We start from the raw sequence: 13,839 nt of genomic DNA, 5'->3' as shown, positions 1-13,839 counted from the left end.
TCGCCTCATGCTGCCGTCATACCGCCGCTCAGGCCGGCATCTTCCGGAACGAGATCGCGAAGCGGTTCCATGCATTGATCGCCGAGACGAGCAGCGTCAGGTCGACCAGTTCCTCGTCGCTGAAATGCGGCCGCACCGCTTGCCATACCGCGTCGGGCACATGATCGTGCGACACCAGCGTGAGCGCTTCGGTCCACTCGAGCGCCGCGCGTTCGCGGTCCGTGAAGAACGGCGTTTCGCGCCACACGACGACGGTCGCGAGACGCCGCTCGGTTTCGCCGCCCTTGCGCGCGTCCGCCGTGTGCATATCGACGCAATACGCGCAGCCGTTGATCTGCGACGCGCGCAACCGCACCAGTTCGGTCAGCGATTTTTCGAGCGACGATTTGCCGATGCGCTCTTCGACGCCGAGCAGCGATTTGATCGCGGCGGGATTGGCTTTGTAGAAGTCGAGGCGTTGTTCCATGATGGGCTCCTGGGCGGGTTTGACGATGCGATGCATCGGACTGGGGTTAGCTTAGTCCGTCGTTTGGATCATAAAAATGGCCGATTCCAGATATTTTCAGGTAGCCACTTTCGGGCGTTGAACGGGCACGCCTAGCACCCTTACCGTCGACGATGGCATCGTTGCCGCGTGCGGGCCGATTCGGTATGGTGGGTCATCGACGCTTCCATTGCGCCTTTCACCGTGATCCGGAGACCTGCCCCATGACCGTTGCCACCGATCCGTCCGCTGTGCCCACCTCGCCGATCCGCACCGATGTCCTGATCGTCGGCGCCGGTCCCGTGGCTCTGTTCGCGGCATTCGAGGCCGGCGTGATCGGCCTCACCTGTCAGATCGTCGACATACTCGGACGGGTCGGCGGCCAATGCATCGAGCTGTATCCCGACAAGCCGATCTACGATATCCCCGCGATTCCGTCGTGCACCGCGCGCGAACTGGTCGAGCGACTGGTCGCGCAGTGCAAGCCGTTCGATGTGCCGATTCATCTGGAACAGCGCGTCGACACGGTCGAGCAGCGCGACGACGGACGCTGGACCGTGCGCACGCAGCGCGGCCTCGTGTTCGATGTCGCGGCGATCCTGCTCGCCGCCGGTAACGGCGCGTTCGTCCCGCAAAAGCTCACGCTCCCCGAGGCCGAGTCGCTGGAAAAGCGCCACGTGCACTACAGCGTGCCGCGCCTCGCCGATTTCGCCGACAAAATCGTGGTCGTCGCGGGCGGTGGCGATTCGGCGCTCGACTGGGCGCTGGCACTACGCAAGGTCGCGCGGCGCGTGACCCTCGTGCATCGGCGCGCCGGCTTCAGCGCGGCCGATTCGAGCGTCGAGCTGATGCGGCGCGCGGTCGACGCTGGCGAAATGGACTTCGTCGTCGGCGGGATCGCGGCGCTCGATGTGAAAGACGGCGCGCTGCGTTCGCTCACGCTGCGGCAGATCGACGGCGAGACACAGCTCGAAGCCGAACATCTGATCGCGCTGTATGGACTCGTCGCCGATCTCGGACCGATCGCGCAATGGGGACTGACGATTCATGGCGGCCGCGTCGACGTTGATACTTCGAACTACGAAAGCTCGCGGCCGGGCATTTTCGCCGTCGGCGACATCGCGAACTATCCGAACAAGCAGAAGCTGATCCTGTCGGGCTTTCACGAGGCGTCGCTCGCGCTGCGCAAGGCGTACGCTTACGCGTATCCCGACAAGAAACGCGTGCATGTTCATTCGAGCTACGACGCGAAGCTCGCGGAAAAGATCGGCGCGGCGGCTTGACGGGCGCGCCCGCGCAGCAGCAGTTTCGATTCGCGACGCGTGCCGATTCTCAACGATGTCGAGCCGGGCCGGCCGTTGGCATCACGCGACGGTCGGCCCTCCGTTATCTGCTCGTGTTCCTCGCGGCAGGCAGTATTTTCCAGCGGGTCGACTCGCAGCGGCCGCGGCGCTCGCGGCCTTGTCTTTCTTGCTAGCCTCATGGTGGCCAATCGCGCAGCCCGCCGCGTCGTGAATACCTTTTTCAATTGACACGCCTGTTTTTGCCAACGAAGGCCAAAACGGAAAGCCAAAACCGCGGCGCGGCGACGTTTTCCGTCATGACCCGCTAGCTATCGCGAGGCTCGCCGTTATAAGCTTGGCGCCTTATCAGCCGGCGCGCGAGCGCCCTTGGCGACGCATCCCGGCCCCTCCGTGGACCGCGCAACCGCTTGCGCGACGGCTTCGCCGCCGGCCAGGCGCGAGGTTTGCTTAAAACGAAAATTCCAATGACGTGTCCGCCATGACCCAGCTCGATGCTTCTACTTCCCACGACCACGCCGAGCGCGCTCGAGTGCAGGCCGAGGCCGCGCCGTCAGCGCCCGTCGGCGTCGATTATTTGTCGCTCGTGCAGGCGATTTCGGACTACGCGATCTTTCTGCTCGATGCGAAAGGCAACATCGTCAGCTGGAATGCCGGCGCGCAGAAGTTGAAGGGCTATGCGCAGAGCGAGATCGTCGGCCAGCATTTCTCGCGCTTCTATACCGAGGAAGCCGTTGCGCGCGGCTGGCCGACCTACGAGCTGGAACAAGCGGCGCTGACCGGCCGTTTCGAAGATGAAGGCTGGCGCGTGCGCAAGGACGGCACGATGTTCTGGGCGAACGTCGTGATCACCGCGATACGCAACGAGAAGGGCGAGGTCACGGGCTTCGCGAAAATCACGCGCGACCTGACCGCGCAGCGCGAATACCTCGAAGCGCTGCGCCAGAGCGAGGAGCGCTTCCGTCTGCTCGTCGATAGCGTGAAGGACTACGCGATCTTCATGCTCGATCCGCAAGGCTTCGTCGTCAGCTGGAATTCGGGCGCCGCGCGCATCAAGGGCTATACGCACGACGAAATCGTCGGCCGGCACTTCTCGCAGTTCTATGTGCCCGAGGAGGCCGCGGCCGGCAAGCCCGCGCGCGAGCTGGCGATCGCGCGCCAGATCGGCGCCGTCGAAGACGAAGGCTGGCGCATGCGCAAGGACGGTTCGACGTTCTGGGCCAACGTGATCATCACGGCCGTCTATGACGAATCGCGACGCTTGCGCGGCTTCGCCAAGGTCACGCGCGATTTGACCGAGCGGCGCCGGCGCGAGGAACTGGAGCGCTCCGGGGAGCGCATGCGCGAATTTCTCGCGACGCTCGCGCACGAACTGCGCAATCCGCTCGCGCCGGTGCGCAACGCGGTCGGCACGATGCAGATGGAAACCGATCTGAGCCCGGTGGTCGCGCGGGCGCGCGATCTGATCGATCGCCAGGTCACGCACCTGACGCGACTCGTCGACGATCTGCTCGATATCGGCCGCATCATGTCCGACAAGGTCGAACTGCGTATTGCGCGCGTCGATCTCGCCGAGCTCGTCGCGCGCGCGATCGAAGCGGCGCGGCCGTTCACCGACTCGCGCGAGCAGCGCGTGGTCGCGCATGTACCCGACGCCCCCGTGATGATTCGCGGCGACATGACGAGGCTCGTGCAGGTCCTGCAAAACCTGCTGCACAACGCGTCGAAGTTTTCGCCGAACGGCAGCGCGATCGAGATGCAGGGACGTGTCGACTTTCGTATGGCGGTGCTCGAAGTGCGCGACCCCGGCTGCGGCATTCCGGTGCGCTCGCTCGACAAGATCTTCGAACTGTTCGCGCAGGAGAAGGAAGGGCAAAGTTTCGGCGAGGGCGGCCTTGGGATCGGCCTGACGCTGTGCAAGTCGCTCGTCGAAATGCATGGTGGCAGCATCGTCGGGAGCAGCGAAGGACTGGGACTCGGCAGCACGTTCACGCTGAGTCTGCCGCTCGCCTCCGCGCAGTCCGACACCGCGGAGAGCGGCACGATCGATGCCGAGCCCCACGTGCAGCCGCTGCGCATTCTCCTCGTCGACGACAATCGCGATTCGGCCGACAGCCTCGCGATGCTGCTCGAACTGAAGGGCCACGAGGTGCGTATCGCCTACGAGGGCGAGCAGGCGCTGCAGTTCGCGCCGCGCTTCTCGCCGCATCTCGCGCTGATCGACCTCGCGATGCCGAAGATGGATGGCTATGCGACGCTCGCGGCGATGCGCGCGCTGCCCGGGATGTCGCGCACGATGTACGCCGCGATGACGGGTTTCGGCCATGCGAGCGATCTCGATCGAACTCGCCACGCGGGTTTCCATGCGCACCTCGTGAAGCCGGTCGAGATGGCGGTCCTCGACGCGTTGCTCGCGAAGGCGGATGGACGTCTGAGCGGAAGCGGCGGGACGTAGCCGCTTTTTCGCTGCGCGGCTGTCTCGCCAGCCGGGGCACGGTGTTTGCTGCCACTCTGCATACGTTCCGGTCCGCCGCTCGGCGGGCCGTGGATCGAACCGGTGCAGGGAGGCACGATGCTCGACATGCGCGACCACGCGGCCAGCTTCAAGGCCCAGTCAAGGCAGGTCTCAAATCAACACGGTGGCCGCGCACTACGCGCGAGCGCCCGCGCGCCGCAGCCCGGCAAGCCCGCTATCTCGCTCGACGATTTTCTGCGCGACGCGCGTTTCGATGTGAACGATCCCGCTGCCCTCGGAGCACTGCTCGCTGATCTGATCGAGCGCGGCTACGATCGCGCGCCGACCTTGCCATGGCCGGGGCATGGGGAGACGCTGGTGCGCTGGCGCGCGCTGGCCGCCGTCGCCGCATGCGACCTCGGCCTCGTCAAACTGTTCGAAGGCCATACCGATGCGCTTGCGATTCTCGCCGAACTCAATGGTCCGCTGCCGCCCGCGGCAAGCCGCTGGGGCGTGTGGGCCGCCGAGGCGCCGCACGCGCGGGTGCGCGCCATCGACGAAGGAATCCAGAGCGTTGCCGGCGAGGGCGCGCAGGTGCGCCTGTCCGGCACCAAAGCCTGGTGCTCCGGTGCGCAGGTGCTCACCCATGCGCTCGTGACCGCATGGCGCGACGACGAGCCCGTGCTCGCGGCGCTCGCGCTGGACCGGAGCTCGATCTCGATCGATACATCGAAGTGGCAGGCCGTCGGCATGCAGGCGACCGCGAGCGCGGATGTCACGTTCAAAGAAACCGTGGCGACGCTCGTCGGCGCGCCGCATGCGTATCTGCGCCGCGCGGGCTTCTGGCATGGCGGCGCCGGTATCGCCGCGTGCTGGTACGGCGCGGCCGCGCAAATCGCGCGCACGCTGCGCGACGCGTGCGCCCGGCACGCGGACGCGCATCGGCTGGCTCATCTCGGTGCCACCGATGTCGCCTTGCAGTCGGCCGCCGCGCTGCTGCGCGAAACCGCCGCGTGGATCGACGCGCAGCCGTCGGCCGATGCAGCGACGCGCGTGTTGCGCGCGCGTCTGGCCGTCGAGCAGGCCGCGAGCGCCGTGATCGAACACGCGACACGCGCGCTCGGCGCGGGCCCGTTGTGCCGCGACGCGCGCTTCGCGCGGGCGCTTGCCGACCTGCCGGTGTTTCTGCGGCAGAGCCACGCGGAACGCGACCTCGCAGCGCTCGGCGAACGGCTCGTCGAGGCCGGTGACACGACTGACGCGCCGGCATCGCATCAGGCGTCTTCGCAAACACTCGCGCCGTGGACGCTATGACTTTTTTCCCCCAGCCTTGGGAGGATCGCTGAGATGAGCTCGACGGTGCTGTACTTCGATGAACTCTACCGACACAGCGACGATCCGTGGCGTTTGCGCGAAGGCTGGTACGAACGCCGCAAGCGTTCGCTGACGCTCGCGCTGCTGCCGCGGGCGCGCTATCGCAACGCGTTCGAGCCGGGCTGCGCGAACGGCGAGTTGACGGCCGGGCTCGCGACGCGCTGCGACGCGCTGCTCGCCGCCGATCTGCACGCGCGCGCCGTCGAGCTTGCGTGTGAACGCGTGGCGGGCGCATCGAACGTGCGGATCGAGCAGCGCAGGGTGCCGCGCGACTGGCCGACGGAGCACGGGCCGTTCGATCTGATCGTGATCAGCGAGTTCGCGTACTACCTCGACGCGGCCGAGCTCGAAACGCTGGCCGCGCGCATCGCCGGGTCGCTGACGCCGGACGGCACGCTGCTCGCCTGTCATTGGCGCCGGCCGTTCGCCGAAGCGCGCGAATCCGCCGACCATGCGCACGCGCTATTCGATGCGCGCTGCGGTCTCGCGCGTCTCGCGCATCACGACGAAGCCGACTTGCTGATCGACGTGTGGTCGCGCGACGCACGTTCGGTCGCGCAGCGCGAGGGGCTTCTATGATCGGCGTGATCGTTCCGGCGCATAACGAAGAGGCGTTGCTCGCACGGTGCCTCGCGGCCTTGCTCGAAGCGTCGCGACACGAAGCGCTCGCCGGCGAGCAGGTGCGGATCGTCGTTGCGCTCGACGCGTGCAGCGATTTCAGCGGAGCGATCGCGCGCGCTTACGGCGTGCAGACGCTGACGCTGAAGGCGCGCAACGTCGGGATCGCGCGAGCGCTCGGCGCATCGCTGCTGCTCGCGCACGGCGCGCGCTGGCTGGCGTTTACCGATGCCGACAGCCGCGTGTCGCCCGGTTGGCTGGCCGCGCAACTGGCGCTCGGCGCCGATGCGGTGTGCGGCTCGATCGCCGTCGACGACTGGAGCGCGCATCCGCACAGCGTGCGCGAATATTTTCGCAAGACGTATGTCGACGCCGACGGACATCGTCATGTGCACGGCGCGAATCTCGGCGTTTCCGCGGACGCCTATCGGCGCGCGGGCGGCTTTCCGCCGCTCAAGTGCAGCGAGGATGCCGCGCTCGTCGATCGCCTGATCGCGACTGGCGCGCGCATCGCGTGGAGCGCCGCGCCGCGCGTGACCACGAGCGCGCGCAGCGTGGCCCGCGTGCGCGGCGGTTTCGGCGATACGCTCATCTCATGGGCGACGGATGGCGCGCTGGCCTGAGCGACGGCGATGCGTCGCGGGCTCGTCTCGCTCGCAACTATCCGGACACCAGAACATTCGCACGGCAATACGCCGCGGGGAGGACGAACATGATGGACGCGTTTTTCGTTCTATTCGGCCAAGGCAGGGAGCTCGATCCGTTGCAGATGGGTATGCGCTCGATCGCCGTGTTCGTGATCGCGCTCGCGCTGATCCGTGTATCGGGGCGCCGTTCATTCGGGCAGCGCTCGCCGTTCGATTCGGTCGTCGTGATTCTGCTCGGCGCGACGCTGAGCCGCGCGATCGTCGGTGCGTCGCCGTTTATCGCGACCGTGGTCGCGTCGTTCGCGATCGTCGTGTGTCACCGGGTGCTCGCGTGGGCGTTCATACGCTCGCGCCGCTTCGAGCTGCTGGTGGGCGGCGCCGAGCGCGAGGTGTTCAGCGACGGCAAGTTCCACGCGAACGAAATGCACGCGGCGCTCGTCACGCGCACCGACATCGAGGAAAGCGTGCGGCAGAAAACCGGCTCGCTCTCGATGGACGACGTGGCCGCCGCGATTCTCGAACGCAATGGCGAAGTGAGCGTGATTCGCAAGCGCGCGTGAGCGCCCGAACCCGTGAAGAGCGGGGCGCTCGCGCGGGGACACGGCAGCCGGCTCAGCCGCGCCCGCCTCGCGAAATCTCCGCGCCCGCGCCGCGCGGCAGGCGCAGCGTGACCGGAATCGACGCGAACGAGCATAGCCCGACCACGAGAAACGCGGGCCAGAAATCCGACCAGGTGATGCTCGGGTGCCCATGCAGCGCGCGCGAAATCTGCAGCACGATGCCGCCGACCGTCACGCCGAGGCCGAGCGACATCTGCTGCACGACGCTGCCGAGGCTCGTCGCACGGCCGACGTCGCGGCTCGCGATCTCCGCGTAGGTCAGCGAATTGAGGCTCGTGAACTGCAACGCGGGGAAGAAGCCGCCGAGCAACACGACGATCCAGATGATCCACGTCGGCGTGTGCGGGAAAAACAGCCCGCACGCGGCGATCGAAATGCCCGATAGCGCGGCGTTGAACACGAGCACCTGGCGAAAGCCGAAGCGGCGCAGCACCGTGGAGGCGATCGTGCGCATGAACATGCCGCCGAACGCGGACGCGCAGGTGATCAGCCCCGATTGGAACGCGCTCATGCCGTGGCCTTCCTGCAGCAGCAGCGGCAGCAGGAACGGCAACGCGCCGAGACCGATGCGAAATAGCGAGCCGCCGAGCACGCTCGCCTGGAAAGTCGGCACCTTGAAAAAACGCAAATCCAGAAGCGGCAGTGCGACGCGCTGCGCATACGCGACGTAGATCGCGAGCAGCACCGCGCCGAGCGCGCACATACCGAATGCGTCCGTATTCGAAATCAGTTCGCCGCCGACCAGCGACAAGCCGAGCAACAGCAGCACCGCGCCCGCCGCCGACAGCAGGAAGCCGATCCAGTCGAGCGGGCCGGGGTCGGGCTCGCGCGTATTGGCGATATAGCGATTGGTCAGATAGATGCCGAGAATGCCGATCGGCACGTTGATGAAGAAGATCAGCCGCCAGTGCAGATACGTGGTGATGAAGCCGCCGAGCAGCGGACCGGCGGCGGGGCCGAGCATTGCGGGCACGCTCAGGTAATTCATCGCGCGGATGAAGTCGGCTTTCTCCACCACGCGAAAGATGATGATCCGCCCGACGGGCACCATCATCGCGCCGCCGACGCCCTGGATGAAACGCGCAACCGTGAAAGTGGCAAGCGAGTTCGACGCGGCGCATAACAGCGAACCCGTCACGAAGATGCCGATCGCGGTGCGGAATACCGTGCGCGCGCCGAACTTGTCGGCGAGCCAGCCGCATACCGGGATGAACACGCCGAGCCCGAGCACGTAGCTTGTCACCGCGATCTTCAGCGTGACCGGATCGCGCCCGAAATCGCGTGCCATGGCCGGCAGCGCGGTGACGATCACGTTGGCGTCGACGCTTTCCATGAACATCGCGCACGCGACGATAAGAGGCGCAATCAGAGCTTTTTGGGTCTGGGCGACGGTCATATCGGCGAGCCTGCGGCGAAGCGTCGCAGGCAAAGGGGTCATTATTGCACCTGTACGGTGCGGATTGTTAATACCTGCACGATCGATGCGGCCCCTTTACGAATTTTCGGTATCCGGTGCGCTACGTTGGCGTCGCGAGTCGCCAAAAAATATTGTTTTTGTTGCGCTGCGGCACGAAGTCGCTATAATCGGGTTATTGCTTAGGTAGAAACCCTTAATAAGGAGCCGCCATGAACACCGCATCGAATGTCGTCCGTTCCACCCCCGCTGCCAACACGTTCTTCGGCAAGCTGCGCGCGCTGGCGCTGCATGCGCTGAACCTGCATCTGCAAAACTGCGCAGTGATCGCCGAAGCGTACCGGCGCCCGAACTAAGCGCGAGTTTCCCGCGCGGGCCCCGCAAGCCCGACTGTCGTGTCAATGCCCGCTCGAGTAGCGGGCATTGTGCTTTCTGGCCCCGTCAGGCGGAGCACGTTCAGCGAGTCGGCTCCCCAGTCCCACCAGATAGACGCCCGCCGTCAGCCAATTCCGAGCTGCCATCGCCGTTTCCCTTCCTGATACGTGCTTCCGCTCCCGATTACGGCACGCCCAGCCGTGATCTTGATGCCGCGGTTGCGCCGGCCCGATGCCTCGCATCACGCGAGGAAGCCTTACAATCGCGCGCTTTTGACGCGCGACGCGCAAGTGAACTGACGGCAAAATTGCTAATGCTGTCAACCTTTTGCACGTTTTGCCGTTATCACTTTGTAATCGCCGCCACAGGCGATACCGCGCGTGACGACCCGTCGCCGCGACCGCTCCTCGCAAGGCCCGCATTGACCATGTTCCACCGACTTCAACACAGCTTCGAGCGCCTCCCGGCGCTGCTCGGCCGTGCATCGAAAGCGCTTGGCAGCCGGGGCCTTCTGTCGCCCGTGCTCGCGCTCGTCATTTGCGGGTTGCTGCTGGTCGTGCTGCAGCATCTGTCCGAGGCAGTGAATTACCGTTCGGTGATCCGCGAACTGCGCCAGCTGTCGGCGCGCGAGTGGATCGGTGCGCTCGGCGCGACCGCGCTCAGCTACGTCGCGTTGGTCGGGCGCGACGCGGTCGGCCTGCGCTACCTCGGCGCGAGCGTGCCGCGCGCGGCGCTGTGGGTCGGCGCGACGGCCGGTTCGGCGCTCGGCAATGCGACCGGTTTCGGCGCGCTGACGGGCGGAGCGGTGCGCGCGCGCGTGTACGGCGTCGCGAACATCACGCCCGCGCAGATCGGCCGCATGACGGTGTTTACGAGCGTGTCGCTCGCGCTCGCCCTCGTCTTGATGACCGCGCTGGGCATGGTCTGCATGGCGGGCCAGCTCGCGCCGATGCTGCATCTGTCGCCAGTCGCGCTGCGCTGGAGCGGCGCTGCGCTGCTGCTCGCGCTGGCGCTCGCCGCGGCCGCGTGCCGTCGGCAAACCCGGCCGATCCGCACGCGCTGGCAGTGGCTCTCGTTCGATATTCCCGCGCGCCGCGATCTGCTCGCGCAGGTTGCGCTGGCGGTGCTCGACGTGGTCGCCGCAGGCCTCGCGTTGTGGGCATTGCTGCCGCATGCGAACGTGAGCTTCGTCGGCTTCATCACCGTCTACGCGGCCGCGATGCTGCTCGGCCTGATTGGCCATACGCCCGGCGGCGTCGGCGTGTTCGAAGCGGCGATGGTGTTCACGCTGAGCGGCAGCGTGCCGATGCATCAGATGGTCGCCGCGCTGCTCGCGTATCGCGCGATCTATTTCGGCGTGCCGCTGATCGTCTCCGCGGCGCTGCTCGCGGGCTTCGAGGGGCGCGCGCTGAAGAATCGTCTGTCGATGTTGCAGGCGGAGCGCGTGTCGGAACTCGCGCCGCTGTTTCTGAGCCTCGTCACGTTCGTGGTCGGCGGCATGCTGGTCATTTCGAGCGCGACGCCGGCGTTCTGGCAACGCATTCATATGCTGCGCGACCTGGTGCCGCTGTGGGTGCTCGAAAGCTCGCAGATGCTATGCAGCGTGCTCGGCGTGCTGCTGCTGTTCGTCGCGCGCGGCCTGCTGCGGCGGCTCGATGCTGCATGGTGGATGACGCTCGCGCTCGCGTTGCTGAGCCTCGCGCTGTCGCTGACCAAGGGTCTCGCGTTCGTCGAAGCCGGTGTGCTCGGCATGCTGATCGTGCTGCTGCTCGCGACGCGCAAGCGCTTCAACCGTCATTCGTCGCTGTTCGCGGAGCGTTTCACGGCCGTCTGGCTCGTGTCGGTCGCGATGGTGCTGATGCTCGCGACGTGGGTCATGCTGTTCGCTTTCCGTGACGTGCCGTACACGCGCGATCTGTGGTGGCAATTCGCGTTCGACGAGCGCGCGCCGCGCGCGCTGCGCGCGACGCTCGCCGCGAGCGTGTTCGCCGCGACCTTCTCGTTCTGGCAATTGCTGCGTCCGGCGCCGGGTCGCTTCGTGAAGCCGGCGCCCGAAGATCTGCACGACGCCGCGCGCATCGTGCGCGCGCAGGAACGCAGCGATGCCGGTCTCGCGTTGATGGGCGACAAGAGCTTCCTGTTTTCGGAGTCGCGCGAGGCGTTCCTGATGTACGCGAAAAACGGCCGCACGTGGGCCGCGTTGCACGATCCGGTGGGGCCGCGCGAAGAGTGGGCGGGTCTCATCAGCAAGTTCGTCGCGCTCGCGCATGCACATGGCGGTCGCGCCGCGTTCTACCAGGTGCGCGCGAATGCGCTGCCGCTGTATCTCGACGCTGGCCTCACGCTGATGAAGCTCGGCGAGGAAGCGCACGTCGTGCTCGACGACTTCGATCTGAAGGGCTCTCATCGCGCGCATCTGCGCTATGCGCTCAAGCGCGGCGAGCGCGACGGCTTTAGCGTCGAAGTGATCGATCAGGCCCATGTGCCGGCCTCGCTCGAAACGCTGCGCGGCATTTCCGACGGTTGGCTCGACAGCCGCGACGCGCGCGAGAAGAGCTTCTCGGTCGCGGCTTTCCATGACGAATACCTGGCCGCGCAGTCGGTGATGCTGGTGCGCCAGAACGGCGAGCCGGTCGCATTCGTGACCTTCATGACGACCGATATGAATACCGAGGCGACCGTCGGCGTGATGCGTCACGTCGAAAGCGCGTCGCCGTATGCGATGGAATATCTGTTCACGCAGCTCGCGCTGCATCTGAAACAGGCGGGCTTCCGCTCGCTCAGTCTCGGCATTGCGCCGCTCTCCGGCGTGCAGCCGACGCCGCTCGCGTCGCGCTGGCATCGGCTGGCCGGCATCGTGTGGCGCTTCGGCGGCCGCTTCTACAATTTCCGCGGACTGCGTGCTTTCAAGAGCAAGTTCCAGCCGCGCTGGGAGCCGCGTTATCTCGCGGCATCCGGTTCGGGCGTGTTCTTCACGCTCGCGGACCTGTCGCTGCTGGCAGGAGGCCGGCGTTCATGACATTGCATCCGTTGTTCCGGCTCGCCATCGCGGCGAGCGTTCTGAGTTGCGGCGCGCTCGCGCACGCGGCCACCACCACCGTGCCCGGCGGCCGCTATGGCGACGTGCGCGTGACGCAGCCCGAGGGGCCGCTGCGCGGCTTCGTCGTGCTGTATTCCCAGGCAAGCGGCTGGAGCGCAGCCGATCAGCAGAGCGCCGATGCGCTCGCGAAAGCGGGCGCGATGACGGTCGGCGTCGATACCGCGCACTACGCGGCCAACCTCGCCGCGAAAAAGGAAACCTGTCATCAGCTGGTAGGCGATGCGGAGGCGCTGAGCCATCAGCTCGAACGGCAATCGGAGTCGAGCCGCTACTTCGCGCCGATCGTCGCGGGTACGGGGCAGGGCGCGACGCTCGCGATGCACGTGCTCGAGCAGGCGCCGTCCAATACGATCGCGGGCGCGGTGTCGGTCGACGCCGATCACACGCTCGACGCGCGCTTCGAGCCGTGTCCGCCGGACCCGACCGTGATTCGCGACAAGGTGCCGGGCTTCGTCGAAAGGGCGAGCACGGGAAATGCCGATCGCGCGCGTCTCGTTGCATTGCTGACGCCGCATCTGCAGCCGGTCTCGATCAGCGCCGACGACGTGTCCGACCTGCCGCTGATCGAATTGCCGGCCGCGCATCCGAACGGCTTGATGGCGATCGTGATTTCCGGCGATGGCGGCTGGCGCGATCTCGACAAGACGATCGCGCAGGCACTGCAGAAAGATGGCGTGTCGGTGGTCGGCTGGGACAGCCTGCGTTATTTCTGGAGCGAGAAGCCGCCCGCGCAAACGAGCCGCGATCTCGCGCGGGTGATGCAAACCTATGGCGAGCGCTGGCACGCGCAGCATATCGCGCTGATCGGCTATTCGTTCGGCGCCGACGTGATGCCGTTCGCATATAACCGTCTGCCGCAGGCGCAGCGCGATATGGTGTCGCTGATTTCGCTGCTCGGCTTCGCGTCCGACGCCGATTTCCAGGTCCGCGTCGGCGGCTGGCTCGGCATGCCCGCGAGCGACAAGGCGCTGAACGTGCGCCCCGAGTTGACGCATGTGCCGCCGTCGATCGTTCAATGCTTCTATGGCGAGAGCGAGACCGACACGCTGTGTCCGGCGCTCGACAAGACCGGTGTCGAAGTCATCCGCACGAGCGGCGATCATCACTTTGGCCGCGATTACAACGCGCTCGAGCAACGCATTCTCGCGGCATTCAAAAAGCAGAGCGGCGTGCGCGATTGATGTCGGTGTTGGTCGTCTCAGCGGGGCGCGCTTGCCGGTGCGCCCCGTTTTTCTTGTGTGGCACTGCCGCACTGCGCGGAGATTGACAAAGCTTGCCGAGTCGACGAAGATCGCCGACATGAACTGCCTCGACATCCGTATTGCGCTGATTATTAGCATCATTCATCGAATGGTGGGTTAGCGCGCGTCGACTTGCAGTCACACATAACCCGCCAAACGAGGCGGGTTTTTTTATGTCCGCTTTCAGGTTCATTCTCTGCCTGCCTCCTG

Annotated in this window: 12 protein-coding genes; 9 read left to right on the top strand and 3 right to left on the bottom strand. The window is 66.3% G+C overall.

Annotation, left to right across the window (positions count from 1 at the left end):
• Nucleotides 1-28: 28 nt before the first annotated feature.
• Complete coding sequence (locus OKW41_RS32240; protein ID WP_184022732.1) at nucleotides 29-466, bottom strand: carboxymuconolactone decarboxylase family protein; 438 nt, start codon at nucleotides 464-466, stop codon at nucleotides 29-31.
• A gap of 242 nt (nucleotides 467-708) precedes the next feature.
• Here OKW41_RS32240 and OKW41_RS32235 point away from each other — a divergent pair, with 242 nt between their 5' ends.
• From OKW41_RS32235 to OKW41_RS32210, 6 genes are all read left to right on the top strand, one after another.
• Nucleotides 709-1,767 (top strand): NAD(P)/FAD-dependent oxidoreductase, encoded by a 1,059-nt coding sequence (locus tag OKW41_RS32235; protein WP_429450143.1) that lies wholly within the window; start codon nucleotides 709-711, stop codon nucleotides 1,765-1,767.
• Between the two features lie 499 nt (nucleotides 1,768-2,266).
• Entirely contained in the window at nucleotides 2,267-4,240 is a 1,974-nt protein-coding gene (locus OKW41_RS32230) for a hybrid sensor histidine kinase/response regulator (protein ID WP_429575151.1), read from the top strand.
• Nucleotides 4,241-4,357: 117 nt separating this feature from the next.
• Nucleotides 4,358-5,554, top strand: a complete 1,197-nt coding sequence (locus OKW41_RS32225) for an acyl-CoA dehydrogenase (RefSeq protein ID WP_429575150.1) — start codon at nucleotides 4,358-4,360, stop codon at nucleotides 5,552-5,554.
• Nucleotides 5,555-5,587: 33 nt separating this feature from the next.
• On the top strand, nucleotides 5,588-6,193 hold the full coding sequence (locus OKW41_RS32220; RefSeq protein ID WP_429450138.1) for an SAM-dependent methyltransferase: 606 nt from the start codon (nucleotides 5,588-5,590) through the stop codon (nucleotides 6,191-6,193).
• Complete coding sequence (locus OKW41_RS32215; RefSeq protein WP_429575149.1) at nucleotides 6,190-6,855, top strand: glycosyltransferase; 666 nt, start codon at nucleotides 6,190-6,192, stop codon at nucleotides 6,853-6,855. The genes OKW41_RS32220 and OKW41_RS32215 overlap by 4 nt, the downstream gene beginning before the upstream one ends.
• Nucleotides 6,856-6,944: 89 nt before the next feature.
• A complete protein-coding gene (locus tag OKW41_RS32210; RefSeq protein WP_429575148.1) occupies nucleotides 6,945-7,439 on the top strand; it encodes a DUF421 domain-containing protein in 495 nt (164 codons plus the stop codon).
• 52 nt (nucleotides 7,440-7,491) lie between these two features.
• Here OKW41_RS32210 and OKW41_RS32205 read toward each other — a convergent pair whose 3' ends face one another.
• Nucleotides 7,492-8,895, bottom strand: coding sequence for an MFS transporter (locus OKW41_RS32205; RefSeq protein ID WP_429576520.1), 1,404 nt, complete (start codon nucleotides 8,893-8,895; stop codon nucleotides 7,492-7,494).
• 230 nt (nucleotides 8,896-9,125) lie between these two features.
• Here OKW41_RS32205 and OKW41_RS32200 point away from each other — a divergent pair, with 230 nt between their 5' ends.
• From OKW41_RS32200 to OKW41_RS32190, 3 genes are all read left to right on the top strand, one after another.
• Nucleotides 9,126-9,269, top strand: a complete 144-nt coding sequence (locus tag OKW41_RS32200) for a hypothetical protein (protein ID WP_018417771.1) — start codon at nucleotides 9,126-9,128, stop codon at nucleotides 9,267-9,269.
• 446 nt (nucleotides 9,270-9,715) lie between these two features.
• Nucleotides 9,716-12,307 carry a bifunctional lysylphosphatidylglycerol flippase/synthetase MprF gene (gene mprF / locus OKW41_RS32195; RefSeq protein WP_429575147.1) on the top strand — a complete coding sequence of 864 codons (2,592 nt, stop codon included), beginning with the start codon at nucleotides 9,716-9,718 and terminating at the stop codon, nucleotides 12,305-12,307.
• Nucleotides 12,304-13,569, top strand: coding sequence for a virulence factor family protein (locus OKW41_RS32190; protein ID WP_429575146.1), 1,266 nt, complete (start codon nucleotides 12,304-12,306; stop codon nucleotides 13,567-13,569). Before mprF ends, OKW41_RS32190 begins: the two co-directional genes overlap by 4 nt.
• Here the strand turns inward: OKW41_RS32190 and OKW41_RS32185 are convergent.
• The gene (locus tag OKW41_RS32185; RefSeq protein WP_184022741.1) at nucleotides 13,541-13,822 is read right to left on the bottom strand and encodes a hypothetical protein; all 282 of its coding nucleotides are present in this window, start codon (nucleotides 13,820-13,822) and stop codon (nucleotides 13,541-13,543) included. The two genes, OKW41_RS32190 and OKW41_RS32185, sit on opposite strands and share 29 nt — an antisense overlap.
• Nucleotides 13,823-13,839 lie beyond the last annotated feature (17 nt).

The sequence above is a fragment of the Paraburkholderia sp. UCT70 genome (genome assembly GCF_050434085.1).
Lineage (GTDB): Bacteria > Pseudomonadota > Gammaproteobacteria > Burkholderiales > Burkholderiaceae > Paraburkholderia > Paraburkholderia tuberum.
This window is presented reverse-complemented; position numbering and strand designations above follow the sequence as displayed.

Excerpts from the sequence above, each read along its gene's own strand:
- OKW41_RS32230 (WP_429575151.1), top strand. The coding sequence starts at position 2,267 with ATGACCCAGCTCGATGCTTCTACTTCCCACGACCACGCCGAGCGCGCT.
- OKW41_RS32240 (WP_184022732.1), bottom strand. The coding sequence starts at position 466 with ATGGAACAACGCCTCGACTTCTACAAAGCCAATCCCGCCGCGATCAAA.
- OKW41_RS32215 (WP_429575149.1), top strand. The coding sequence starts at position 6,190 with ATGATCGGCGTGATCGTTCCGGCGCATAACGAAGAGGCGTTGCTCGCA.
- OKW41_RS32200 (WP_018417771.1), top strand. The coding sequence starts at position 9,126 with ATGAACACCGCATCGAATGTCGTCCGTTCCACCCCCGCTGCCAACACG.
- OKW41_RS32210 (WP_429575148.1), top strand. The coding sequence starts at position 6,945 with ATGATGGACGCGTTTTTCGTTCTATTCGGCCAAGGCAGGGAGCTCGAT.
- OKW41_RS32185 (WP_184022741.1), bottom strand. The coding sequence starts at position 13,822 with ATGAACCTGAAAGCGGACATAAAAAAACCCGCCTCGTTTGGCGGGTTA.
- OKW41_RS32205 (WP_429576520.1), bottom strand. The coding sequence starts at position 8,895 with ATGACCGTCGCCCAGACCCAAAAAGCTCTGATTGCGCCTCTTATCGTC.
- OKW41_RS32190 (WP_429575146.1), top strand. The coding sequence starts at position 12,304 with ATGACATTGCATCCGTTGTTCCGGCTCGCCATCGCGGCGAGCGTTCTG.
- OKW41_RS32225 (WP_429575150.1), top strand. The coding sequence starts at position 4,358 with ATGCTCGACATGCGCGACCACGCGGCCAGCTTCAAGGCCCAGTCAAGG.
- OKW41_RS32235 (WP_429450143.1), top strand. The coding sequence starts at position 709 with ATGACCGTTGCCACCGATCCGTCCGCTGTGCCCACCTCGCCGATCCGC.
- OKW41_RS32220 (WP_429450138.1), top strand. The coding sequence starts at position 5,588 with ATGAGCTCGACGGTGCTGTACTTCGATGAACTCTACCGACACAGCGAC.
- mprF (WP_429575147.1), top strand. The coding sequence starts at position 9,716 with ATGTTCCACCGACTTCAACACAGCTTCGAGCGCCTCCCGGCGCTGCTC.